The 22,866-nt window shown below is 71.6% G+C and carries 23 protein-coding genes and 1 tRNA gene; 8 read left to right on the top strand and 16 right to left on the bottom strand.

All coding sequences use genetic code 11. The features are described from left to right. Positions 1-183 precede the first annotated feature (183 nt). On the top strand, positions 184-735 hold the full coding sequence (locus AB0N17_RS37660; protein ID WP_366016161.1) for a YciI family protein: 552 nt from the start codon (positions 184-186) through the stop codon (positions 733-735). 108 nt (positions 736-843) lie between these two features. Here the strand turns inward: AB0N17_RS37660 and AB0N17_RS37655 are convergent, their stop codons facing one another. The 3 genes from AB0N17_RS37655 to AB0N17_RS37645 all read right to left on the bottom strand — a co-directional run bounded on the left by AB0N17_RS37655 (position 844) and on the right by AB0N17_RS37645 (position 3,160). Continuing rightward, a complete protein-coding gene (locus AB0N17_RS37655) occupies positions 844-1,461 on the bottom strand; it encodes a hypothetical protein (RefSeq protein WP_366016160.1) in 618 nt (205 codons plus the stop codon). 270 nt (positions 1,462-1,731) lie between these two features. Further along, positions 1,732-2,115, bottom strand: coding sequence for a peptidase inhibitor family I36 protein (locus AB0N17_RS37650; protein WP_366016159.1), 384 nt, complete (start codon positions 2,113-2,115; stop codon positions 1,732-1,734). 268 nt (positions 2,116-2,383) lie between these two features. Continuing rightward, a complete protein-coding gene (locus tag AB0N17_RS37645; protein WP_366016158.1) occupies positions 2,384-3,160 on the bottom strand; it encodes an alpha/beta hydrolase in 777 nt (258 codons plus the stop codon). A gap of 92 nt (positions 3,161-3,252) precedes the next feature. Here AB0N17_RS37645 and AB0N17_RS37640 point away from each other — a divergent pair, with 92 nt between their 5' ends. The 3 genes from AB0N17_RS37640 to AB0N17_RS37630 all read left to right on the top strand — a co-directional run bounded on the left by AB0N17_RS37640 (position 3,253) and on the right by AB0N17_RS37630 (position 5,186). After that, entirely contained in the window at positions 3,253-4,098 is an 846-nt protein-coding gene (locus AB0N17_RS37640; RefSeq protein ID WP_366016157.1) for an AraC family transcriptional regulator, read from the top strand. 110 nt (positions 4,099-4,208) lie between these two features. Then, positions 4,209-4,736 carry an STM3941 family protein gene (locus tag AB0N17_RS37635; RefSeq protein WP_366016156.1) on the top strand — a complete coding sequence of 176 codons (528 nt, stop codon included), beginning with the start codon at positions 4,209-4,211 and terminating at the stop codon, positions 4,734-4,736. Positions 4,737-4,979: 243 nt separating this feature from the next. Beyond that, positions 4,980-5,186 carry a hypothetical protein gene (locus AB0N17_RS37630; protein ID WP_366016155.1) on the top strand — a complete coding sequence of 69 codons (207 nt, stop codon included), beginning with the start codon at positions 4,980-4,982 and terminating at the stop codon, positions 5,184-5,186. A 79-nt stretch (positions 5,187-5,265) separates the two neighbouring features. Here the strand turns inward: AB0N17_RS37630 and AB0N17_RS37625 are convergent, their stop codons facing one another. After that, positions 5,266-6,477, bottom strand: a complete 1,212-nt coding sequence (locus tag AB0N17_RS37625) for an MFS transporter (RefSeq protein ID WP_366016154.1) — start codon at positions 6,475-6,477, stop codon at positions 5,266-5,268. Positions 6,478-6,570: 93 nt separating this feature from the next. Here AB0N17_RS37625 and AB0N17_RS37620 point away from each other — a divergent pair, with 93 nt between their 5' ends. Then, positions 6,571-7,122 carry a CGNR zinc finger domain-containing protein gene (locus AB0N17_RS37620; protein WP_366016153.1) on the top strand — a complete coding sequence of 184 codons (552 nt, stop codon included), beginning with the start codon at positions 6,571-6,573 and terminating at the stop codon, positions 7,120-7,122. Positions 7,123-7,210: 88 nt separating this feature from the next. On the opposite strand, the gene AB0N17_RS37615 is transcribed toward AB0N17_RS37620, so the two are convergent. Then, entirely contained in the window at positions 7,211-8,155 is a 945-nt protein-coding gene (locus AB0N17_RS37615) for a helix-turn-helix domain-containing protein (protein WP_366016152.1), read from the bottom strand. A gap of 103 nt (positions 8,156-8,258) precedes the next feature. Here AB0N17_RS37615 and AB0N17_RS37610 point away from each other — a divergent pair, with 103 nt between their 5' ends. Continuing rightward, positions 8,259-9,290 carry a saccharopine dehydrogenase NADP-binding domain-containing protein gene (locus AB0N17_RS37610; RefSeq protein ID WP_366016151.1) on the top strand — a complete coding sequence of 344 codons (1,032 nt, stop codon included), beginning with the start codon at positions 8,259-8,261 and terminating at the stop codon, positions 9,288-9,290. A 63-nt stretch (positions 9,291-9,353) separates the two neighbouring features. Here AB0N17_RS37610 and AB0N17_RS37605 read toward each other — a convergent pair whose 3' ends face one another. Then, entirely contained in the window at positions 9,354-10,040 is a 687-nt protein-coding gene (locus AB0N17_RS37605; protein WP_366016150.1) for a GAF and ANTAR domain-containing protein, read from the bottom strand. A 206-nt stretch (positions 10,041-10,246) separates the two neighbouring features. On the opposite strand from AB0N17_RS37605, the gene AB0N17_RS37600 reads away from it, so the two are divergent. Further along, the gene (locus tag AB0N17_RS37600; RefSeq protein WP_366016149.1) at positions 10,247-10,912 is read left to right on the top strand and encodes an HAD-IA family hydrolase; all 666 of its coding nucleotides are present in this window, start codon (positions 10,247-10,249) and stop codon (positions 10,910-10,912) included. A 285-nt stretch (positions 10,913-11,197) separates the two neighbouring features. Here AB0N17_RS37600 and AB0N17_RS37595 read toward each other — a convergent pair whose 3' ends face one another. Next, complete coding sequence (locus AB0N17_RS37595) at positions 11,198-11,887, bottom strand: cyclase family protein (RefSeq protein ID WP_366016148.1); 690 nt, start codon at positions 11,885-11,887, stop codon at positions 11,198-11,200. After that, positions 11,884-13,479 (bottom strand): cytosine permease, encoded by a 1,596-nt coding sequence (locus tag AB0N17_RS37590; RefSeq protein WP_366016147.1) that lies wholly within the window; start codon positions 13,477-13,479, stop codon positions 11,884-11,886. The genes AB0N17_RS37595 and AB0N17_RS37590 overlap by 4 nt, the downstream gene beginning before the upstream one ends. 293 nt (positions 13,480-13,772) lie before the next feature. On the opposite strand from AB0N17_RS37590, the gene AB0N17_RS37585 reads away from it, so the two are divergent. Continuing rightward, a tRNA-Ser gene (locus AB0N17_RS37585) sits at positions 13,773-13,841 on the top strand. Between the two features lie 502 nt (positions 13,842-14,343). On the opposite strand, the gene AB0N17_RS37580 is transcribed toward AB0N17_RS37585, so the two are convergent. The 8 genes from AB0N17_RS37580 to AB0N17_RS37545 form a co-directional block, all read right to left on the bottom strand. After that, a complete protein-coding gene (locus tag AB0N17_RS37580; protein WP_366016146.1) occupies positions 14,344-15,003 on the bottom strand; it encodes a DUF5825 family protein in 660 nt (219 codons plus the stop codon). A 74-nt stretch (positions 15,004-15,077) separates the two neighbouring features. Further along, on the bottom strand, positions 15,078-17,033 hold the full coding sequence (locus AB0N17_RS37575) for a RiPP maturation radical SAM C-methyltransferase (protein WP_366016145.1): 1,956 nt from the start codon (positions 17,031-17,033) through the stop codon (positions 15,078-15,080). Positions 17,034-17,124: 91 nt separating this feature from the next. Further along, positions 17,125-17,250: a hypothetical protein gene (locus AB0N17_RS37570; RefSeq protein WP_353603442.1), complete on the bottom strand. Its 126-nt coding sequence runs from the start codon at positions 17,248-17,250 to the stop codon at positions 17,125-17,127. Between the two features lie 57 nt (positions 17,251-17,307). Further along, on the bottom strand, positions 17,308-19,107 hold the full coding sequence (locus AB0N17_RS37565) for an alpha/beta fold hydrolase (RefSeq protein ID WP_366016144.1): 1,800 nt from the start codon (positions 19,105-19,107) through the stop codon (positions 17,308-17,310). Next, positions 19,104-20,495, bottom strand: a complete 1,392-nt coding sequence (locus tag AB0N17_RS37560) for an MFS transporter (RefSeq protein WP_366016143.1) — start codon at positions 20,493-20,495, stop codon at positions 19,104-19,106. The genes AB0N17_RS37565 and AB0N17_RS37560 overlap by 4 nt, the downstream gene beginning before the upstream one ends. Before the next feature lie 514 nt (positions 20,496-21,009). Next, positions 21,010-21,921: a DJ-1/PfpI family protein gene (locus AB0N17_RS37555; RefSeq protein WP_366016142.1), complete on the bottom strand. Its 912-nt coding sequence runs from the start codon at positions 21,919-21,921 to the stop codon at positions 21,010-21,012. 10 nt (positions 21,922-21,931) lie between these two features. Further along, positions 21,932-22,531, bottom strand: a complete 600-nt coding sequence (locus AB0N17_RS37550; protein ID WP_366016141.1) for an isochorismatase family protein — start codon at positions 22,529-22,531, stop codon at positions 21,932-21,934. A 142-nt stretch (positions 22,532-22,673) separates the two neighbouring features. Next, a complete protein-coding gene (locus AB0N17_RS37545; RefSeq protein ID WP_366016162.1) occupies positions 22,674-22,814 on the bottom strand; it encodes a hypothetical protein in 141 nt (46 codons plus the stop codon). Positions 22,815-22,866 lie beyond the last annotated feature (52 nt).

Here is a 22,866-nt window from a genome sequence, read left to right as displayed (position 1 = left end):
CACCGACCCGGTGGCCAACATCACCGCCGCCGCCAACTACGCCGCACACCGCTACGGCTCCATCGACAACGTCAACTCCGCCTACTGACCAGGCCCCTGGCAGTACTGACCAGGCCTACTGAGCCGACTGCGGCGCCGTGAAATCCGTTCGACCTGGTCGCCTCCGCGGAGAGATCCTTGGGCATGGAATTCCTGTGCTACCACCGTGACCGGCCCGGATCTCTGCCACTACGCGATGAGCTGCTGGAAGAGCATTGGTCCTACATGGACCGGTATGCCAAGGAAATGATCGCCCGGGGCCCGACCCTCGCCGCCGACGGCGACACACCCACCGGCAGCGTGCACATCCTCGACCTGCCCGATCCCGCCGCTGCCCGCGCGTTCGCCTTCGACGAGCCGAACTATCAAGCCGGCGTCTACCGTGACGTGCTGCTGCGACGGTGGCGCAACATGCTGGGGCGCACCATGTGGGACTTCCCCGGCGGCCGGACCGGGGGCAGCCGGTATCTGGTGCTCGGCCTCGGCACGGAACAGGCCACCGACCTCACGGTGCCGTCCGACCAGGGTGAACTGATCGCCTACGGGCCGTTGTCGTCCGACGACGGCGCCAACTGGCTGGGCACGGCAGCGTTGGTCCGTGCGCCGGACCCGGACACGGCACGCGCCGTCCTGGTCCCGGACCATTACGACGACATCGAGGTGCACAACTGGCAGTTCGGCGGGCGCCCGAACTGACAGGTGTTGAACGAGGGTCGGTGGCGACATGGCTGAAGCGGGAGGCCCCCGGGCATCGCCGAACCCGCCGGCTGGCCGGCCGGAGCGGGGCAGGGCAGGGGCAGCACGTCATTCGGCCTGGGCACCCTGCTGCGGGGCGTCGGAGGTGGTGTAGAAGACCGAGGAGCCCTGCTTGGTGCGCTGGGCGAGGTTCTTGGCCACGAGCCCTTCGAGGGTGGTCCGTACGACGGCGGCCTTGGTCCCGCGTTCGGGGTAGGCCTCGGCGAGCGCGGTGGTGACTTCTGCGGCGGAGCGGGGTTCGCTCTGCTGGGCGAGGTGGCTGCGCACCAGGTCGACCAAGGTGGGCTTGGCCGTCTTCGCGGCCGCGTCCGGCTTCTTGGTGTGTTTGGCGGCGGGCTTCCGGGCCGCCGTGCGGCCCGGCCCCGTGGGGGACTTGCGGGCACGTGCTTGTTTTCCTGCCGCTGGCCTGGCGGCGGGCTTGCGGGGGGATGGTGCGGTGCCGTCGACGCCGGCGACGGGCTCAGTCGGCGCCGCTGGTCCGTCGAGCGCCTGCTGGACGTTCGTCAGCACCGCGTGGTCGCGCCGCAGGGCGGCCAACTGCGTTTCCAGCGCGCTGATTTCTTCGCGGAGGCGGTCCTGCTCCTTGATGTTGCGTTCGAGGTCACTGCTCACTTGGGCGATGTACTGCGAAGCGAGTTCGGAGACGGACGCGGTGCTTTCGGGCATGTGGCTCACTCTTCCTCGGCTTGTGGCAGCGCTGCCTGATGGAGGGTTGCAGCTGCTTCGGGTGCCCTGAGGTAGAGATAGTACGGAGAATGCGGCAGGTTGTTCCTCCTGCTGCGCATTTTCGTCTTGACAGCCTCCGGCAAGGTGGTGCAGGAGTGTTGCGGCTCGTGTGTGCCATTCCGACTTGTCGAGACCGGAGTCGGGACGGGTCATGCCGGCGCCCCCGGCACGGCCGAGGGCGCTGCGTACCTGCGTTGGGCTGGTCGCTGGTCAGCCGCAGTTGACCCACTTGTTGGACTTCACCCAGCCGGGCGTGCTGCCGGTCCCCTTGTCTCCCCGCGCGGCGACTCCGCTGGATCCGTGGTAGTTCTTCTCCGAGAACCCCTCGAAGTCACAGGACTTCCCGTGGTTGTAGTACGAGCGGAAGTGCTGGAAGACCGAGTACTTGGTGAGGTCCGCGTTGTTCCCCGCGACCTTCTGCATGTGGCCGGTGTAGTTCTGCCCGGACCAGACGCAGAACCAGCCCGACGGGCAGTCCGACGCCGCCTGCGGCGCGGCCTGAGTCGCACCGGCAGCACCTGCGCTTGCGGCCAGCAGACCGCCGGTCAGCACGATGCCGCCGGCAATGGCTCCGAACTTCCTGGACGTGCGCATACTGACTCCTCTTCGCTGAGCCTCTACTGAGTTTCCTTGTGGGCACTTGTGCGGTCTCGGTGCGTCCGTTGAGGCACCGGTCGCGTCGTGAGCCCGGCGTTCACCGCGGCGACGTCGGTGTTCCGTGGTGCGGCGGACGCCGACGGGCTCCAGGCCCACCCAGTGTCGGAGTACGCGGCACGCATCGCGTTGGCGAGCCGTGCCACATCGTTGGCGCGGAGCGCCAGGAAGGAAAACCGAGGATGGGGTCGCCTGGTCGTGCGGATCGTCAGGCTGCCGGTGCGAAGGCCGTGATGGCCTCCACGAGGTCGCCGGGAGCTTCCAGCGGAATCAGGTGGCCGGTGTTCGGGATCACCATGAAGTCGGCCTGGGAGAGGTAGGGCACCAGGTTGTCGCGCAACACATCGACGGGCTCGACCTGGTCGTTGTCTCCGGCGACGACGAGTGCGGGAACGCTGACCATCCGGGTGTGCGCGGTGATGTCCTGCGCGATGCCGCGCAGCGGCCATTCGGTGCGGGCGGCGTCGGCGCCGGCCCGCGAATCGGTCACGATCCGCGCCTTGACCGACGCGGGCAGCTCCGACGCGGTCAGGACGTGGTCCCGCGCCCCGGCCACGGACTCGTCCGAGTCGTAGGCGTGGGAAAGGACTTCCTGGTACTCAGGGGTGATCTGTGCGGCGGGCTTCGCCGGACCGGAGCCGACGAGGACGATGCCGCGCAGGCCGACGGGCCGCATCGCCGCGACCAGCTGCGCGACCTTGCCGCCCATCGAGTGCCCGACCAGGAAGTAGTCGCTCACGCCCGCGTCGGTGAGCACGGCGAGCGTGTCGTCGGCGAGTTGACCGAGCGTGTAGGGGCCGGGCAGCCCGTTCGACCGGCTCCACCCACGGAAGTCGGCCGTGAGCACATCACGGCCGGCGAGGCGGTCGACGACGAGGTCCCAGGTACGGGCGGAGCCACCCCAGTAGTGCAGGAACACCAGGGTCGATCCGGTTCCCCGCCGATGGTCGTAAGTGGGCAGGAGCGGTTGCTGCGTCGTGGTCATCGTGACTCTCCAGTTCAGTGGTCCGGGCTATAACCCTGTGCGTCATTCAAACTTCTCCGCTCTCACAGGACATCGGTGCGACTGGTCGCCTGATGGTGAAAACTGGACACGTGCGTGTGATCCGGCAGATGACCTATCGGCCCGCGGGCCGCTGCGCCGCCGCCGTCGAGACGATGACGTTCGAGCGCCTGCGCGAGCTGAACGACGCCGGCACGCAGCGTGCCGACTTCCACGTGCTCGCCGTCATCGACGACGGGCGCGGCCTGATCACGGTCGACTTCCTCCACCACCCACTCAAGGAGCGGTCTGCGGTGTGGGTCCCTCCGGGCGCGGTGCACCGATGGGACGACATCGCCGGTGTGACAGGGCACCTCGTGCTGTTCGTGCCGACTGCGCCGGTCACCCACGCCACCCGGGAACTCGTCGCGTCCCCGGACCTGGTCGCCCACTGGGGCATTCCCGACGCCGACTGGCCGTTCGTCGACGCCGCGCGCAACCATCTCCTCCTGGAGGCGTCCGCCCCACCGGGGGAGTGCTCGACGGAGCTGCCCGAGATCCTGCTCTCCGCGCTCATTGCCCGGCTGCGGCCGCCGCATACCGAGGCACGGTCGACGCACCCGGTGTTCCGGTTGTTCCGCTCAAGCGTCGAAGCGCACTTCCGAGAACACCACGACGCCGGCTACTACGCCCGAACACTGGGATACGCGCCCCGCACCCTCTCACGAGCAGTGCAGCAGACCACCGGCCGGACCGCGAAGGCCTACATCGTCGACCGAATCATCCTCGAAGCCAAACGACTCCTCGTGCACGACCGCCTCACCGCGACCCGCTGCGCCGACGCGTTGGGCTTCCCCGACGCATCCAACTTCTCGGTGTTCTTCCAGAAGGCGACAGGCAAACGTCCCGGCGCATGGCAGGCGGCGGCCGCCGTCGAGTAAGGCGTAGAGGCCTCGGCGCATCCGTACAGGGCTGACGGGACGGCCACGGCACCAGACGGCCCGCGAAAGGGCTTCCGCTGATGAGGGCTCTGGTCCTATCGTCTGAGCCCGTGATCGAAAACGGTGTTCCGCTGCCCCCGACGGTCTACCCGCTCGCCAAGGGGCGTGTGTGGGCCATGCTGGCCGGCTCTCTGGTCTTCGTCGCTCTGGGCATCGTCTTCCTGGTCGTCCACAGCACTGTGAAGATGACCGTGGCGGGTGTGCTCGCCGTGCCCTTCTTCGGGTGCTGCTCGGTGATCATCATCCAGCGCCTGCTCCGCGACCGGCCGGAGCTGGTGCTGGACGACGCGGGAGTGGACCACGAGAGGCTGGGCCGGTTCGGCTGGGACGAGATAGCCGCCGTGCGCATACGCGAGCAGCGGGTACGCAACACCTCGCAGCGGTTCATCGAGCTGGTGCTGCACGACCCGGACGCCTATCTGGCCCGAGCGCCCAAGCTCGTCCGCAGCACCGCGTCCATGAACGCACGGCTCGGTTTCGGTCCGGCCAACATGGCCACGAACACCTTGCCGGTGCCGCCTGAGGCGATCCTGGACGCGATGCGGCGCCACCGCCCCGGACTCGTGATACAGGCCTGAACGCACCGTCGGCATCCGCAGCGGCCCGCTCACGTTCCGTGCGGCATCATCACGCCACGTGAGCGCGGATCCACATGCGTCGTCTCCCGTGCCCGGACGAGCGATCGCACATTCGCGGCGAATGTCCGGATATCGGGTATTGACGTCATGTCTGTGGCATATGACGATGTCCGGAATGTGAGCGTCGCTCCGTCGCCCTGTGATTCGCGCGGCGCTCCCGTCTCGGCCCGAAGGAGGGCGGCAATGAAGACGTTCCAGAGGTGCAGTCCGGGCAAGAAATCGGTGGTGGCGGCGGTGGTCCTCGGGGTGATCGCCTTCGTCGCTCCGGTCGCGACCGCCGCCACCGAGAGCCCCAAGCCCCAGAGCCACACCTTCGACCGTTGCGTCCACAGCGCCGGTCCCGCCGGGCGCTACTTCTACCCGGGCTACGCCAACGTCCCCTGCATGTGAGCGGCGCGCACGCACCGAGGGCAGCTCGTTCGGTGTCCGATGTTCGTGAGCAGCGACAGCACCGGTCCGCGAGCAGCTGCTACGCAGCGCCCGGAACGCTGCGGCGAACCGTGTTCGCGGCGTTGCGGAGACCGGGCGCCTCGGGTGTCACCCGCCGGTGCAGCGCGGCGAGCAGCAGGCAGAGTGCGGCCATCGTGGACCACAGCGTGGTCGTCCCTGCGCGGGCGAGCAGCTGGGTGCCGACGATGGGTGCGAGCGTAGCGGCGACGCCCCAGCTGGTACCGAACACGGCCAGGTAGCGGCCGCTTCCGCCGGGCGGTGCGAGGGCGGTGACGAGTGCGTAGACACGGCTCATGACCAGCAGGTCGCCGAGACCGCACACGACGGCCGAGACGAGCAGCATCGGCAGCGTGCGGGCGAGGGCGTACCCGGTCAGCCCCGCTGCCAGCAGGAGATGGGCCAGAGCGAGCGCGACGGGTGTCGTGAGCCGGCTCACCCAGGACAGCCGGACCAGCGGCTGGGCGAGCACGGTGGTGGCCGCGCCGGCGGTGAACAGCAGCCCGGTGTCGGCGGTGGGCAGGCCCTGCCGCGCGAGCGCGAGCGGCAGGGTCATCACGGTCTGCTGGTTGATCAGCGCGTAGCCGGTGCCAGTGGCCAGGACGCTCAACAGGGCTCGGTCCCGCAGCGGCCGCACGGTGGTGTTGGCCCGGTCCGCTGTGCGCGGTGCCGGACGGTCGTGGGGAAGAGCCAGCCGAATCAGGAGCGCGCAGGCCAGACACGTCGCGGCGTCGGTGACGAAGAGCCAGCGCAGATCCCAGCGCCCGAGCAGGGCGGCGAGCAGTCCGGCGCCGATGCCGCCCGCCGCGAGCGCGGCGCTGAACAGGCTGAACGCGCGCACCCGTTGGCGCTCCGGCACGGACCCGCCGATGATCGCCTGGCTCGGCGGCTCGTAGAGCTCGAAGGCCAGCCCGAGCAGCACCGCTCCGACGAGCGCCCAGGTGAGCGACGAGGAGGCCGCGATCAACAGTTGCGCCGCGGCGCATGCGCAGAGCCCGAGTACGACGGTCGTGCGCCGGCCGATCCTGTCGGCCAGTCCTCCACCGGCCAGCCGCGAGGGGATCGTCGCGACTCCGAAGGCGGCGCCGACCAGCCCGGCGGTGGTCGGGCGAGCGCCGTGGTCGGCGCAGATCAGTGCGGTGAGAAAAGGCAGCGAGAAGGCTCCGAGCCGGTTGACGACCCGGGCGAGCAGTAGCAGGCGGACGGTACGGGGCAGCGGTTCGGAGCGCAGCACAGCGCCCTCCTGTCACTGGTGAATCGTCTATTGTCGGTGACGGGTACCGTAGGCAGGCGAAAGGTAACTGGTCAAGTGTTGTTCGACAGTCACATGCGTACTCTGCTCGACGCCTCGGTGGCGCTCGTCAACGCGCTGACCGACGGTGAGGCCCGCGGCCGTCGTTACCTCGCCCCCGAGGGCGCCGAGCGGGTCGGGGCGGTCCGTGCGGCGCTGTCCGCCGGCGCAGACCTGGAACTCGCCGAGGCCGACCGGTTGGCCGGCACCGCCCGCGCCCTGCGCACCGTGTTCGAGGCCGTGGCCGCCGACCGTCTCGACGACGCGGCTCCCGCCCTCAACGTGCTGCTGCGGGAGACCGGAGCCCGCCCCCAGCTCGACCGCGCTCCCGGGGAGCCGTGGCAGGTCCATTTCCACGGTGCCGACGACTCCTACGCCGTCGGCTGGAGCGCCGGCTGCGCCACCGGCCTCGCCATGGCCCTCGGCGGCGACTACGCCGGACGCCTCGGGGTCTGCGCAGCTCCGCGCTGCGACCGGGTCTATGTGGACACGTCCCGCAACGCCGGCCGCCAGTTCTGCTCGACGGCCTGCCAGAACCGGGTCAAGGCAGCCGCGTTCCGTGCCCGGCGCGTGAGCGACCAGACGTGAGCTCAGACCCTCGCGCGGCGGCGGCGATCAGTGCGGTGGGGCCGGCGACGACGGCCGCTGGGCCGACCGACAGTGCCTGGCCCGTGCCCTAGTGGGTTCGTGAGCGGAAAGTGCGGCGGTAGGCGTCCGGTGGGACGCCCAGGGTGCGGTTGAAGTGACGGCGCAGGGTCGTGGAGGTGCCCATGCCGGTGGCCGCCGCGATGGTGTCGATGCTGTCGTCGGTCTTCTCCAGGAGTTCCTGGGCGTGCCGGATCCGCTGGGCCAGGAGCCATTGCAGGGGAGTGGTGCCGGTCGCCGCGTGGAAATGGCGGCTCAGGTGGCGCGAGCTCATCCCGGCCCGGCGGGCCAGGTCCTCCACGGTCAGCGGTTGGCCGAGCCGCTCCATGATCCAGGGGAACAGGGCGGTGAGCGGGTGGTCGTGCTGGGCGGGTACCGGGGCGCTGACGAACTGGGCCTGGCCGCCGGACCGGTGTGGCGGGACGACCAGGCGGCGGGCGACGGCGTTGGCGACCGACGAGCCGTGGTCGAGGCGGACCAGGTGCAGGCACAGGTCCAGCGCGGCGGCCTTGCCGGCGGAGGTGAGGACGCTGCCGTTGTCCACGTAGAGGACGCCCGGGTCGACCTCCGTCTCGGGGTAACGGGCGGCCAGGACGTCGGTGTGCGCCCAGTGGGTGGTGGCGCGCTTCCCGTCCAGCAGGCCGGCTTCGGCCAGGACGAACGCGCCGGTGCACAGAGAGGCTACGCGGGCGCCCGCGTCGTGGGCCGCGCGCACCGCGTCGACCAGTTCGGCCGGCGGGGTCGCCTCGACGTCGGCCCAGCCGGGCACGATCACGGTGTCGGCGTTCCGCAAGTGGTCGAGGCCGTGGTCGGGCTTCAGCTGGAACCGGCCCACGGGCACGACGTCCGGCCCGCAGACCGTGAGGTCGTACCAGGAGGCGGTGACCGCGTCCGGGGCGGAGCCGAAGACCTCGTGAGCCACGGACAGTTCGAAGTGCAGCATCCCGTCGGTGACGGCCAACGCGACAGCTTTCATGTCCGAAACTGTACGGCACATGTCGTTCCAGACACTCATGGTTGACCGTTCAAACACGCCAGGATGGGTGCAGGTGATCAGTTCGGAGCATGGGAGAGAAGTCATGGCAACGGGGCAGACGGTGACGGTGTACGGCGCGTACGGGCACACCGGCCGGTTCGTGGTGACACACCTTCAGGAGCGCGGATTCGTCCCGGTCCTGGCCGGACGCGACGTCCACAAGCTGAAGGCGCTCGCGGACAGGCACCCCGGACTCGACGTCCGGCCCGCGTCGGTCGACGACCCGGTCTCACTCGACCGCGCGCTGGACGGGGTGGCAGCCGTCATCAACTGTGCGGGCCCCTTCGCCACCACAGCCGCCCCCGTGATCGAAGCAGCCCTGCGCGCCGGCATCCCCTACGTCGACGTGGCGGCCGAGATCGAGGCCAACGCCGACACGTTCGCGCACTTCACGGACCGAGCACACGACGCGGGCATCCTGATCGTCCCCGCGATGGCCTTCTACGGCGGCCTCGGTGACCTGATGGCCACCGCCGCGATGGGCGAGTGGACCGTGGCCGACGAGGCCCACGTCGCGTACGGCCTGAACAGCTGGGAGCCCACGGAGGGGACACGCGCCGCGGGCAAGGTCTCCGCCGATCGGCGTGGCGGCCGTCGCGTCCGCTTCACGCACGGGCAACTGGAGTACCACGACGACCAACTGCCCACCCTGACCTGGTCCTTCCCCGACCCGATGGGCCCGCGGGCCGTCATCGGCGAGTTCACGATGGCCGATGTCGTCACCATCCCCAGCCACCTGTCCATCCCCGAGGTGCGCACCTACATGACGACCGAAGCGGCCGGCGGTGTCGTGGCCCCGGACACGCCGGCCCCCACCGCGGTCGACGAACACGGGCGCTCCGCACAGACCTTCCTCGTCGACGTCGTCGTACGGTCCGGCGACACCGAACGGCGCGCCGTAGCCCGGGGCCAGGACATCTACGCCGTCACCGCGCCGCTCGCGGTGGAAGCGGTCGCCCGCATCCTCAGCGGCCGGACCAGGACGGTCGGCGTGGCCTCCGCCGGCGAGCTCTTCGACGCGCCCGACTTCCTGAGCGCACTGTCCCCGCACATCACCCTGGAACTGCGCCTGTGATCGGCGGCCCGCCCGGCGTGGCCTTCAGGTGCCCACCTCGCGGGGTGCACACGGTGCGCACGGCTACAGGCCGCCCGTTTCACAGACCCGGCGGGCGACCTCCCGCAGTTTGATGTTCTTCTCCTGCGAGTAGCGGCGCAGCACGTCGAAGGCCTGCTGCTCGGTGAGGCGGTGTTCGCCCATGAGGATGCCCATGGCCTCGCCGATGATGTGGCGGGTGGCGACGGCCTGCTCCATCTGGGCGTGGGTGCGGGCGCTGGAGAAGGCGACCGCGGCGTGGGAGGCGAGCAGCCAGCCGGCTGTCTCGCTGGTGTCGGTGAACGCGCCGACCTCGTGCGAATAGAGGTTCAGCGCGCCGAGCTCCTCTTCGTCGGTGTACAGCAGGAACCCCATCATGCTGCCCACGCCCAGCTTCCGGGCCTGGGGAGCGTAGGAGGGCCAACGGGGCTGTTCCTGGGTGAAATCGGCGATCCGGAACACCCGTTCGCCCTCTCGGGTGCGGGCGGCGTCGAAGCAGGGGCCTTCGCCCAGACGTTCCTGCAGTCGGTCACTGTCGGTGACCAGCTGGGCGGTCGCAGCGAGTGACTGGACCTTCCGTCCGTGCAGGATCAGGATGCCGGCCGCGTCACAGCCCTCCACCAGCTCGGTCGCCGACGACGTGATGGACGTCAACGTATCCGCGACCGACGACTGCGCCAGCAGCTGTCGCGCCATCGACGCCATCCGCTCGGCGAACTCACGCCAGTCCATCAGCTCCTCCGCCTCTCCCGCCAGGCCCGTCCTTCCGCCCAGTCTCGCACGCACCGAGCACAGGGGGCGCGATCCGCCCGGGGGCGTGGCCGGCCGACGGGCGTCGGCCAACGGGACGGCGAGAGCGAGCGGGTGGACGCTCCGTACCTCAGGGTTGCGCTGTGCCCTCACAGGTTGCCCGGCGCGCCTGGCATGATCGATGTGTGATGAGCGAAGCCGGGCAGCACGGCCGGACGAGATACGTTCTGTTCGATGTCGACGGCACATTGATCGACGCCCTGGACAACCAGCGCCAGGTATGGCGAGCGTGGGCGGAGCACTACGGACTGGACCCGGACGAGGTCTACAGGGTGGCCCTGCGGACCAGGCCCACCGAAACGTTCGCGCGGGTAGCCGGGAGCCACGATCCGCACGAGTGCCTGGCCCGGTTGCACGAGCTGGAGGACGAGGACGTCCGGTCCGGCCGCTACGCGGCCTTCGACGGCGCCGCAGAGGTGCTGCGCCGCCTGCCGCCGGGGTCCTGGGCGCTGGTGACCTCGAACTACGAGCACCGGGTGCGCGGCCGTTTCCTGCGGACGGGCCTGCCGGTTCCGGGCCTGATCGTCGATGCGGCCGCAGTCGAAGAGGGCAAGCCCTCTCCGGTTCCGTATCTGCGGGCCGCTGCGCGACTCGGTGCCGAGCCGGGAGACTGCCTGGTCATCGAGGACGCCCCGTCCGGAGTGCGGTCCGGCCTGCGTGCCGGTATGACGGTGTGGGGCGTGAACGCCGCTGTCGCACAGGAGGGCGTGCACCGGCACTTCGGGAGCCTGCGCGAAGCAGTCCCGCACATCCTCGCCTTCGCGTCCGGATCGTCGGTCGACGCCGTGGCCTGAGCCCGTCCGCCGGCACCGGGCACCACCGGGACGGGCGGACGGGCCGACTACCGGGTCAGTGGGCGGCCACCAGCGGGCACCCACCGAAGCGGGCGTCCCCCACGACGAGGACCTGGGCGGCGCCCCTCCGGTCGGCGACGGGCGCAGCAGCGCGGACGTGGCCGGGAAGCCGCTGCGTCTGTGCGAGCCGCCTACCGAGATCGTCGTCGGATCGGTACGGACCACGAGCGGCACGTCGTCCTGCCCGCTCAACGTCATCCCACGGGCCACCACGGCGCCCCGGCATCAGGGCGAGCGCCGGGCTCGGACGATCCGGGCCACCGCTCGGACGGGAGCGCCGTCCGCCCCGGGGAGCCGGAGCGGGAACAGGAACAGCTCCACCGCCTCCGCGCCCACCAGCCGGTCGAGGCCGGTGAGGTTCTCGGCGATCACCCCGCCCGCCCCGCACAGCACCCGATGGGCCGGCAGGCCGACGTCGGTGGGGGGATCGCCGGGCCGCGGCGTAGGGTCCACGCTGAGCGCGTCCACCGCCACCGTCCGGGCGCCGGCCTTCACCGCCGCCCCGGCGGCCTCGGGCGTCAGCCACGGATGGTCGAGGTACGCGTCGGTGCCCCAGTGCGCCGACCAGCCGGTGGCCAGGAGCAGCAGGGCGCCGGGCGTCGCCGTGAGGGCGGCGAGCGCGGGGGCCAGCAGGCCGGGCGTGATGGGCGACCGGGCCGGCAGCCCCCGGACGTCGGCCACGACCGCGGGTCCGGCGAACCGGTCCAGGGGCAGCTCGTCCAGGCGGGGCCAGGCGTCGTCGACGTGGTAGGGCGCGTCGACGTGGGTGCCGGACTGCGAACCCAGGTGCAAGCCCAGGACGTTGACCCCGTCGGCCGGGGCCCGCAGGGCGGGCGAGACCGTGACCTCCGGGTCGCCGGGATAGACGGGCATCCCGGTGACCAGCGGCACCGACAGGTCGAGCCAGCCGCTCACCGGCCGCCGTCCGAAGCGAGCACGGTCGCCGCGTCGCCCACCGCAGCCCCGGGACCGGTGATGGGCGGCACCGCCACCTCGACGGTACGGGCCAGCCGTGGGCCCTCGGGCCCGTACGCCGCCCGGGGCTCGGGGAAGAGCCGCAGCAGCAACAGGAACAGGATCGCCGCCACGGCGAGCGACAGCGGCAGACTGATGTCGACACCGTTCGCCAGATCTCCCAGCGGACCGACGAACTGGCCCGGAATGTCGGTGAACAGCACACCGACCACCGCGGCCACCCACCAGGCCGTCATCCCGCGCCAGTTCCAGCCGTGCGAGAACCAGTAACGGCCGCCGCGCTGACGGCGGTTGAAGACCTGCAGGGCGTCCGGGTCGTACCAGCCGCGCCGGGTGTAGAAGCCGAGCATCATCACGACCATCCACGGTGTGGTGCACGTGATGATCATCGTGGCGAACGTCGAGATCGACTGCACGAGGTCCAGGCCGAACCGGCCGATGAAGATGAACGCGATGGACAACACGCCGACGAGCAGGGTCGCCTGCACGCGGGACAGCCTCGGGAACACCGACGAGAAGTCCAGGCCGGTGCCGTACAGCGAGGTGGTGCCCGTCGACATGCCGCCGATCAGAGCGAGCAGACACACGGGGAGGAAGAACCAGCCCGGCGAGATCGCCAGCAGCCCGCCGACGAAGTCGGGCGCGGCCGGGTCGAGGTACTTCGGTGCCTTCGCCGCGATGATGCTCGCGGTCGCCAGGCCGAAGAGGAACGGCAGCAGGGTCGCGATCTGGGAGAGGAACGCGGCGCCCACCACCCTGCGGCGGGGCGTGTTCGCCGGGATGTAGCGCGACCAGTCGCCGAGGAACGCCCCGAACGACACCGGGTTGGACAGCACGATCAGGGCCGCACCGATGAACGACGGCCAGAAGAGGGACTGCGTCGAGGCGTCCGCCGAGGCCGTGAAGGCACCGGCGTAGGACGGGTCGAAGTCACCGGCGAAGGCGATCGCGCCGAGCAGGAACAGCACGGTCGCCGAGGCCACGGCGATCTTGTTGACGAACAGCATGAACCGGAAGCCGTAGACGCATACGGCCAGCACCAGCCCGGCGAACAAGGCGTACGCCACCACGAACGACGCGGTGTCGCGCGGCAGGCCGAACAGCCGGTGCGCGCCGCCGACCAGGGCGTCGCCCGAACTCCACACCGAGATGGAGAAGAAGGCGACCGCCGTGAGCAGCGACAGGAACGAGCCGACCACCCGGCCGTGCACGCCCAGGTGCGCGGACGAGGAGACGGCGTTGTTGGTGCCGTTGACCGGTCCGAAGACCGCCATCGGGCACAGGATCAGCGCACCCGCGACGACACCGAGGACGGTGGCCGCGAGTCCCTGCCAGAACGACAGCCCGAACAGGATCGGGAACGCGCCGAGGACGCAGGTGGAGAAGGTGTTGGCGCCGCCGAAGGCGACCCGGAAGAGGTCCAGCGCGGACGCGGTGCGGTCCGCGTCGGGGATGCGCTCGACGCCGTAGGGCTCGACCTCGGTCAGGGACGGCGGCGGCGTGGAGGGGGAATCGGGGGACTGAGGGGTCACGGGTGCTCCAGCGAGGTCACGGCGGTGGAGCGCTGGTCGCGCGGTGATCGTGGACGGCCGTCGGTGCCGCGGGGGTGTGCGGTGCCGGCAGGGGCAGTCCGGAGCGGTCTGCCGACGGTACGGCCCCGGTGCAGACCCCTGCCAGAGGATGATTCATCCATCTTCGCCGTCGCCGGTGGAGGGATCGGCCATCTCCCGGCGGGCTGTCACGCACGCCGCGACCAGCAGAACCGACCGTCCGCAGCGGAAACCCATGTGCGACGGCAGACTGGCCCGCGCTATGGTCCTGCTGTGCAGGTGCGCAGGTAGCGGCTACTTCTCCTGTCAAGAGAGCAACGCAGGTTCGAATCCTGTCGCCGGCGTCGAGCCGGTGTCGTCCAGCGGCCCAGGACACTTACGTCGCCGCAGCCGGCCTTGATCTCTGCACACTCAGGGACGACCCGTTCACCACAAGGCAGTTGTGGCAGGGCGGATTCCGCACTGTTCTGTCTCTTGTGCGTCGCCAGTCCAGTGCGCAGGACACACTGGAATCCGCCCCGTACCCCCGAACCGTGAGCGGCCTACGACCTGGGAAGCGGAAGCGCCGCTCGCGCTCCGGCTTCGGACGGCCGGAACGGCAGAGGGCTCGGTGAGGCGGCGGGCAACGCCATCGCACCGATCACGTGGTCGAGTTCACGCAATATGCTCGTCGCCGCGTCACGAACCCGCGCAGGTACATCGCCACGCTCCGCGACAAGCTGATGGTAGATCGGAGCGTCCTGAAACATGTGGGCCCTTCCAGTAGTGATCATCACGTGTACGGGCGCCGAGTCTAGTGTCGTGAACGCATGGGCGGTCACGCCGACGGGTCAGTGCGCTGCCGCGCTAGACGGCCATGGCCTCCTGGAGCCACCGGGCGACGCGGTAGGGAAGCCACCAGACGAGGTCACCGGCTGTCAGGACGAGGTGCTCCGCGGTGAGTTCCTCCAGGATGTCCGTGGCGATGTCCGAGCGGTGGGCGCCCCGGTCGAGCCGGGCGACGGCTGCCGGATAGCGCGGGTCGTCGGCGGTGAAGCGACGCAGATCACCCCAGCGCCGGTCGCGGATCTGCAGGAATCCCGGGCCCTTGCGCCACACGAGTTTGCAGAGGTAGTGGCGGGTTCGCCACGCCCGCAGGGCGGTCTCGGGCTCGGTGAGGCCGCTGATGGTGCGGGGCGGCTGGAGGTGGGACAGGACCTTCCAGGTCTCATCGCCGTGGCTCGCGGGCAGGCGCAGGTCCCAGTCCACCTGGACGGCCCGTGCCGTCAGGTCACGGACCAGGCAGAGCCGGTCGATCGCGGCCCGCGCGGGGCCGGGCCCGGTCGTGACGAGGTCCACCGGGCTGTCCAGTTCGGCTCGGCGCGCGCCCATGGACCACAGGCGCTCGGCGGCGCCGGGCTCCGGGGCGAGCGGGACGCGGCCCAGGGACATGCCCGGCAGCGTCCGGGCCTGGGCGTCGTGGTCGCGCCAGGCCAGGACGGCCGGGGATGGTGTGCTCGGGGACATGGCGGCTCCTCGTGGTCGGCCGGGAGACGGTGCGGCGTCGGGCGGGCGAGCGGGGTGGCGGTCGGCGGCGGGCGTCAGGGGAGCGCGGGAGCGGGGGCGGGCCGGGCCGCCGGCACGGGGTGCGTGGAAGGTTCGGCGTCGGAACGGCCGTGCAGGTGGTTCATGTAGTCGAGGCGCAGCAGGTCCTGGTTGACGGCCGCGGGTGCGATGTGGACGTACTGGCCGGCGTCCGTGAAGGTCACCCCCAGGGCCGTCCACTCGTCCAGCAGCTCCTGCACGTCCTGCGGGGTGCGGTCGGCGAACGCCCGGTCCCGCGTCGCCTTGCGGTGCAGGGCGGTGGGGGAGTGCGGCTGGTCCAGAAGCCGGAAGAGCGCGACGCCGAACGGGTCGGTCAGGCGCATCGTCCGCCACTCGAACGACTGCCGCCGGCTGACCAGGAGGATCTCGTCTCCGAGGTCGGTGTGGGTGAGCCGGGCGTCGGTGTGGTGCTTCTTCCACGCGGCGATGGCGTCGTTCAGCCGGCTCACCGTGTCCTCGCCGACACCGCGCTCCGGTGCCTGGAACACGTAGGCCATGTCGTGCAGTTCGTCAACCGGCAGGTCGTACGTGAACAGGTAGTGCTCCTCCGGGCGCAGTCCGGTGAAGCCCAGTTCCGGTCGGTTGAAATAGGGGCTGAAGCGCTCGATGGCGATCCGTGCGGACAGGTCGACCGGCGGGTTGAGGTGTTCCAGCGCGGGCAGTTGACGGATCACGGGGTCGTAGTCGGCGGCCGTCTCACCGGGGAAGCCGTGCAGGTAGTTCCAGGACACCGACAGTCCCGTCTCGGCCGCGTCCCGCAGCATGCGCACGTTCTGGCAGCCGCTCACCCCTTTGTCCATGAGGTCGAGCACCCTGCTGTTGAGGCTCTCGATGCCGGGCTGGACGTAGATGAGCCCGGCGTCGGCGAGGGTCTGCAGCTGCGGGCGCCGCATGTTCGCCTTGATCTCGATGTGCATGCGCAGGTCGTAGCCGCTCTCGATGATCCGGGGCAGCACGGTCGAGAGGTACCGCATGTCGAGGATGTTGTCGACGACGTACATGTCGAGCACCCGGTGGCGCTCGGCCAGGTCCATGATCTCCTGGTAGAAGATGTCGGGGCTCTTGCTCCGGAACTGCATGAAGGAGCCGTTCAGGCCGCAGAACGTGCAGTGGTGCTTCTCTCCCCACCAGCAGCCGCGAGCGCCCTCGACGACGAGCTTCGGCTCCACCCAGTTGCGTGCCACGGAGGCGGCGAGGCGCTCGAAGTAGCCGCTGTAGTCGGGGGGCAGGATCGCGGCCGGGGGCAGCGGGCCGGTGGGCATCGGGTTGGCGACCGAGGTGCCGTCCTCGCGGTGGCACAGGCCCGGGATCCCGGCCAGTGCGCCGGGCCCCGATCCGTCGCGCAGCGTCTCCAGCAGCCGGGGGAAGGCGTCCTCGCCCTCACCGCGCACCACGAAGTCGACGAAGGGGAAGTTGCGGTGCACGGCGGCACCCTGCTCGGCGTCGCAGTTGGCGCCGCCCATGACCGTCACGATGCGCGGGTCCAGCCGCTTGATGTGCCGGGCCGCCGCCAGCGCGGCGGTGTTCTGCTGGAAGGTGGACGTCATGCCCACCACGTCGGGGGCGAGGTCCACCACGCGTCGCGCGATCTGCTCGACGAACTCAGGGACGACCGCGTGCAGTTCACGCGTCATCCGCAGCCGCGAGGCGCGCAGCCTGCCGGACATCGCCTCGGTGAACTCGCCGTCCATCCACTGCGGGTCGTCGTACAGGGCGCTGGAGAACACCCAGTCGCCGCAGCCGAGGAAGTAGGAGGACAGCGCGTAGTACTCGTAGTCCTCGGCGGAGAACTCGGTACGGTCGGTGATCCAGTCGGTGAACTCGAGGTTGGCGTGCAGTACTTCGCACGTCGCGCCCGCGACGCGCTCGTCGACACTGCGTTTGAGGATGCCCAGGGCCAGCGAGGGCAGATCGATGGGCGACCACGGCATGTTGAGGAGAAGAACGCGCACGGAGGGCTCCTTGGATACGCGCGAACCAGCGATCGGAAGGGGCGGGCGAGCCCGGCCGGCCCGCGCACGCGCGGACCGGCCGGACCGGGAGTCACTCCTCGTTGTCGTCGCCCTCGTCGGCGTTGCGGAACGGGACGGTGATGGTGATGCCGATGCCCGGCCTGCGGTTCTGCTCGTCGCCCGCGAGCGGGTCGTTGTGGATGATGTCCTTCTGCACGGTGCCTCTCCTTCTGTGAGTGGTGTGGTGCTGTGCACACCCGGTCCCGCTGTTGCCTCAGCGGGACCGGGGCCCTCCCGCCGCTGTGGGAGGACGTTCATGGGCGCGGGGCGCCGGCCGGGGCAGCCGCGCGCGCAGGAAGGACAGCGCGCGGCGCAGGACCGCGACGTGCGCCGCGCCGTCGTAGCCGTCGTGACCGGTGTCGAGCCACATGGCCTCGTGCGCCACACCCGCGCCGGTCAGGGCGCCGAGATAGCCGCGGATCTGCCCGGGAGGGCACTTGGTGTCACGCATCGCGCCGACGACGAGCAGTGGCGCTGTGACCGAGGACGCGTAGGTGAGCGGCGAGGCGCGCGCGTAGCGTTCGGGCACCTCGTCCGGCGTGCCGCCGAACATCCGTACGTCCAGGGCCCGTAGCGCCGGGGTGGTCGCCCGGTGCGCGGCCGCCCAGTCGGCGACCGGCTTGACGGCGATGCCCGCATGCCACTGCCCGGGGCTCAGGCCGAGGGCGAGCAGCACCAGGTAGGCACCCCAGGACACGCCCCACAACGCGGTGGCGTCACCGGCGATCAGCCCCTCGCGGACGAGGTCGGCGCGCACCGCGTCGAGGTCCGCCACCTGGGTGTGTCCCACCCCGGCGGGGAAGGCGTTGCGCCAGCGTGGCCCGTAGCCGGTGGAGCCGTGGTAGTTGACACGGACGACCGCGTAGCCCGAGGCCACCAGTGAGTGCACCGTGGCGTCGTAGGCGTCACGGTCGTGGTCGGCCGGTCCGCCATGGACCAGGAACACGGCCGGCGGCGGCGTCGATCCCGCCGGGTCGGGAAGGCTCAGCAGGGAGTGCACGCGGCCCGACTCCGTCGGCGTCCAGCGGTCGGTGTGCCGGCCCGGGACGAGGACCGTGGGGCCGGCCGGGGGCAGGGCGGTGCCGTCCGTGGCGCACAGGAGGGGCGGATGGGCCGTGCCGGTCCACAGGTAGTCGACCGCTCCCGAGGCCCTCGGCGCCGCATCCAGCACACTGCCCGCCGGTGTCGGCAGCCGGTGGCGCCGCCGGGACCGGAGGTCGACGCGGTGCAGCAGCGAGCGGCCGTGGCGGTCCTGGCGCACCAGTACGTGCCGGCCGTCCGGGTACCAGCGGGCGCTGATCTCGGTGTCGAACGCGCACCAGTGCCCGGTGCGCAGCCCCTCCTCCTGTGTCCACGTGGCCAGGGCGTAGCGGTCGCCGAGATCACGGACGAGCAGCAGTTCGCGGTGTCCGGGCAGGGTGGAGAAGCCCTGGCACCACAGTCCGGGGCCGGACAGGGCGGCCACGGTGCGGCCGTCGGGCGTGAGGACCGTCACGGCCACCGCGTCGTCGGCGGACGCGGCCAGCGCGATCAGTGCGCCGTCCGGGCTGACGCCGCCCAGCCGGTACGGCCGGTCCGTGCGCAGCACCTCGCGGGGGACCTGACCTCGCCGGCCCATCAGCACCACGGTCCGCCGTTCGCGGGCCACGGCGGCGGCGACCGTGCCGTCCGCGGTCACGGCCAGCCCGCGGGGGAGCCCGGCCGGCGCCCCGGGCAGCCCCGGCAGCCGCGGGCCGCCGTCGAAGTGCCGGAACCACCAGCGGCCTTCACCCTCTCCGGGGCCGCCGCCGTTCCCGTCCTCGTCGAACCACCACACATACCCGTCGGCGTCGATCGCGCGATGCGCGGTGCCCTCGCGGCTGTCCGTCACCTGCTGGGCCCGGCGGGTGACGGCGTCCCAGGTGAAGACCTCGCAGCGGCCGGCGGCGTCCGCGGTGAAGACCATGCGGCGCCGGTCCGTGGGGCACACGTCGGGCAGGGCGGCGACGAACACCTGGTAGGCGGGAGCGGTCATGACCGTCCTTCCGGGGTGGAGTCCGCTGCGGGGCCGAGGAGTTCGGATCCGCCGTCGGACCCGGACGGGCGAAGCACCGTGGCCGCGGACCGCTGGGTGTGCAGCGCCAGTACGGCGAGCACGGCGGCGCAGACCAGCGCCGGGGCCCGGTCGCCGCCCCGGTCCACCAGGGCCGCGGCGCACGCCGGCGCCACGGCCGCGGTCACCGCGGCACCGGCGGCCAGTACGGCCCCGGCCCGCGACTGCGCCTCCTGCGGTGCGGCGAGGACGGCCGCGGAGCCGAGGACGACGGTGACCACGGGCAGCACCGCGCACAGTGCCGAGAAGCACACCGCCCACAGCCACGGCTCCTGGGACACCGCCAGTGCGGCGCAGGGCGGCAGCAGCAGCCAGGTGGCCGCGGCCAGCGCGCGGTGCGCCCCCAGCCGCCGTACCACCCGGGCCGCCGCCAGCGACCCGGCCAGTCCCGCCGCCCCGGACGCGGCGAGCACCCCTCCGGTCACCGCACTGCCCGAGCGACTGCCGAGCACGAACACGGCGGTGTAGAAGAGCAGGGCGAGCGCCCCGCTCGCCGCCGACGACCACAGGAACACCAGCCGCAGCACGGGGGAGCGGACCACCACGACCAGTCCGGCGCGCAGCGCACCCGTGAAGACCCGCCGCCGCGCGGCGCCGTCGGCGGCGGGCGCCCCGGCCGGGCCGGCGGGCCGCGCCGCGGTGAGCGCCGGTGTGTCGAGTGGGCCGCGGATCGCCCGGACGCCCGCGGCCGCCAGGGCATAGCTGACCGCGTCGACGGCGAACGGCAGCATGCGGCTCACGCCGAACAGGACGCCGCCCAGCGCGGGGCCCAGCACCAGCGCCGCCTGATCGCCCGCCTGTACGCCGGCCACGGCCCGCGGCATGTCCTCCCGGGAGGCCAGCCGGTACAGCGCGCCGCGCGCCGCCGCCTCGTACGCCGTCGCGCACAGACGCTCGGTGAACGCCAGGGCCAGCAGGGCCCACAGCGGCGGATGCCAGCGGCAGCAGACGGCGAGCCCGGCCATCGCCAGCGCCGCCGTCACCGCCGACACGGTCATGAGGGTGCGCCGATGTCCGCCGTCGGCCGGTACGGCGACCAGCGGCCCCAGCACCACGCCGCTGATCGCGGCGGCGCTGGCGAACGCGCCGGCCGTCCCGGGGCCTTGGCCCAGCTCCAGGAGGAGGAGGGGGAGGACCAGCCCCGAGGCCTGAGTGCCGAGGCCGTCGACGGCGTTGATCCACCACAGCACGGCCGTGTCACGACGGCTGCCGGTGACGGATCCGCTTCCCTGCCGGAGGGGGACGGCCGTCGGCGCGGGCGACTCGCCGTCGGCGTGCCCAGGTAGGCCTGACGTGCCGATGTCCCCCACCCCCTGACCGCCCGGCGCCCACGGCCGGAGGCGACCGGCGAGGCATGCGAAAGCACCTGGCGTCCCGGAAAATCGACCGCCATGTGTGGAAAGTGTGTACGAAGTGCGAAAGCGAGCCGGAGCCTAATCACCTCCATGTCGCGGGAACAAGGGCTCTGAAGCCTCCCGAAGGCCGCCCGTCACACCGAATGTGGCCGACAGTCGACTGGCCGCACGGCCCGGGCCGCGCCCCCGCGAAGGCGCCGGGACAGCCGTCCCCGCCGGCGGTTCCGGGCCGACCCGGCACGTCGTGACCGCGTGCCCTGGAGACGAGCCGCCTCCGGGGCCCGGGGGAAGGCGACGGCGAACCACCCCGACGTGCCCCCCGCACTGGCACCGACGTCTCTCTCAGGTTGGCTGACAATGCGCCCCATCGGCCGTCAAAGATGAAGCAAGCCTTCCGCCTGCCACGCGCGCCCCGTGGACGGCGGCGTCAACGTCCCGGGAGCAGCGCTTCGGCGTGCGCTGTCACCGGTCAGTGCTCGCGTGCTCGCAGGCGGCGCAGCATCCGGGGGTCCGCGAAGCCGACCGCGTGCGCGGCGGCATCGACCGTGGCGCCGTGGCTGATGAGGTGCTCGGCGCGTTCGAGACGGAGGGTCTGCTGATAGCGCAGCGGGGTGAGGCCGCCGGTGGCGCGGGTGAACTGGCGGGTGAGGGTGCGCTCGCTCACCCCCACCGCCGCGGCCAGGGCGGACAGGGGCAACGGCTGGTCGAAGCGGGCGTCCAGCAGGTCCTGGGCGTGGTGCACGGTGTCGTCGAGGTGGGACCGGTACCGGAGCATCGCGCTGGCCTGCGGTTCATGGCCGTTGCGCCGCGCGTAGACGACCATGTCCCGGGCCACCTGGGCGGCGAGGGCGGGGCCGTGCCGGGTGGCGATCAGGTGCAGGGCCAGGTCGATGCCACTGGCGATGCCGGCCGAGGTGACGACCCGGTCGTCGGCGGTGTACAGGACGTCGCGGACGACCGTCGCCCTGGGGTGACGGCGTGCGAGTTCGTCCTGCACGTCGTGGTGGGTGGTGCAGCGGCGGCCGTCGAGCAGGCCGGCGCGGCCGAGCGCGTCGGCCCCTGCGCAGACGCTCGCGACGGTCCCGCCCCTGGCGTGGTGGTCCCGCAGGCACTGCAGGAAGGCCGCGCCGATGGCCGGGCTGTCGCCCAGGGTGAGCGCTCGCCAGCCGGGCACCACGATCAGGTCCTCGGGACCGAGCTCGGGCCAGTCGGGCCGGGCCACCAGCGGCAGGCCCTGAGCGGTGGAGACCAGTGGCTGCTCGGCGATGTAGCTGAGCGTGTAGGGGTGCCCGAAGTCGGCGGCCGTGGAAAAGACCTGCGCGGGGCCTGCCAGGTCCAGCAGATGGACTCCGGGCACCAGGAGGAAGGCGATGTGGTTCACGATCCGGTCATCATGCCCGAGCCCGGGCCGCGGCCTCCAGCTGCCCGACGGTGGTGATGGTGGCAAAGCGTCCGGCCAAGGCGTACTCGGTGCGCCTGATGATCTCCTCGGTGCTCAGGGTGCGGGGGTCCGACAGCAGTTCGGCGACGCTCCGGTCGGCGGGCGCGTCACGGTGCGGGATGGGGTTGGTGGCCGTGGCGTCGATGACGAAGGTGACCAGGTAGCCGAAGTCGCTCGCGACGCGGGTGGTGGTCTCGACGCACTGCTCGGTCCGGATGCCGCAGACGGTGAGCTCGCGGACGCCGCGCTCCGTGAGCAGCTGCTGCAGGCCGGTCGTGGTGAAGGCGTTGTGGGAAGTCTTGTGGAGCAGCGGTTCACCGTCCCGGCGCTCCAGCTCCTCCATCAGCCGGACATGGCCGAGGGCGGGGTCGAAGACATCGCCGCTGCCGGGCTCGGAATGCAGCACCCACACCACCAGGTCCCCGGCCTGGCGGGCGAGCCGGACCAGGCGGTTCACCCGGTCGGCGATCTTCGGGTCGGAGATGGTCTCCCACAGCGGGCGGGCACGGAAGGATTCCTGGACGTCGATGACGATCAGCGCTCGGGTCATGCTCCCCAGCCTGACCGGCCGGACCTGAGTCGCGACAGGCCCCATCGGGTCCGGGTGCGGACCGATCCGGTCACACCCGGAAGCATGACCACGCGCTGCGTGCCCGCCCTGCGCAGGACACCCGCCCAGGGGCCTGAGCGGCCTATGCGGAGGCCTGCTCCTCGGCCGCGGAGCGGTACATCCGGCGCAGCCGGACCACGCCCAGGTCGTGCTGGTACAGCCGGCCCCGGCCTCGCCGGTCGGCGCGTGGCGATGCCCGGCGGTCCCACGGGCCGCCGGGCATCGTCCTGCACCGCGCTTCGAACAAGGGGCGGCCCCGTTGCCGGGCGCCGCCC

This window comes from Streptomyces sp. NPDC051133 (genome assembly GCF_040682635.1).
Taxonomy (GTDB): Bacteria; Actinomycetota; Actinomycetes; order Streptomycetales; family Streptomycetaceae; genus Streptomyces.
The sequence above is the reverse complement of the archived record's forward strand: the minus strand, read 5'-3'. Positions and strand labels throughout refer to the sequence as shown.

Coding starts and splice junctions, on each gene's coding strand:
- AB0N17_RS37660 (WP_366016161.1), top strand. CDS start 184: ATGGAATTCCTGTGCTACCACCGTGACCGGCCCGGATCTCTGCCACTA.
- AB0N17_RS37655 (WP_366016160.1), bottom strand. CDS start 1,461: ATGCCCGAAAGCACCGCGTCCGTCTCCGAACTCGCTTCGCAGTACATC.
- AB0N17_RS37650 (WP_366016159.1), bottom strand. CDS start 2,115: ATGCGCACGTCCAGGAAGTTCGGAGCCATTGCCGGCGGCATCGTGCTG.
- AB0N17_RS37645 (WP_366016158.1), bottom strand. CDS start 3,160: ATGACCACGACGCAGCAACCGCTCCTGCCCACTTACGACCATCGGCGG.
- AB0N17_RS37640 (WP_366016157.1), top strand. CDS start 3,253: ATGGTGAAAACTGGACACGTGCGTGTGATCCGGCAGATGACCTATCGG.
- AB0N17_RS37630 (WP_366016155.1), top strand. CDS start 4,980: ATGAAGACGTTCCAGAGGTGCAGTCCGGGCAAGAAATCGGTGGTGGCG.
- AB0N17_RS37620 (WP_366016153.1), top strand. CDS start 6,571: ATGCGTACTCTGCTCGACGCCTCGGTGGCGCTCGTCAACGCGCTGACC.
- AB0N17_RS37615 (WP_366016152.1), bottom strand. CDS start 8,155: ATGAAAGCTGTCGCGTTGGCCGTCACCGACGGGATGCTGCACTTCGAA.
- AB0N17_RS37610 (WP_366016151.1), top strand. CDS start 8,259: ATGGCAACGGGGCAGACGGTGACGGTGTACGGCGCGTACGGGCACACC.
- AB0N17_RS37605 (WP_366016150.1), bottom strand. CDS start 10,040: ATGGACTGGCGTGAGTTCGCCGAGCGGATGGCGTCGATGGCGCGACAG.
- AB0N17_RS37600 (WP_366016149.1), top strand. CDS start 10,247: ATGAGCGAAGCCGGGCAGCACGGCCGGACGAGATACGTTCTGTTCGAT.
- AB0N17_RS37580 (WP_366016146.1), bottom strand. CDS start 15,003: ATGTCCCCGAGCACACCATCCCCGGCCGTCCTGGCCTGGCGCGACCAC.
- AB0N17_RS37565 (WP_366016144.1), bottom strand. CDS start 19,107: ATGACCGCTCCCGCCTACCAGGTGTTCGTCGCCGCCCTGCCCGACGTG.
- AB0N17_RS37550 (WP_366016141.1), bottom strand. CDS start 22,531: ATGACCCGAGCGCTGATCGTCATCGACGTCCAGGAATCCTTCCGTGCC.
- AB0N17_RS37545 (WP_366016162.1), bottom strand. CDS start 22,814: ATGCCCGGCGGCCCGTGGGACCGCCGGGCATCGCCACGCGCCGACCGG.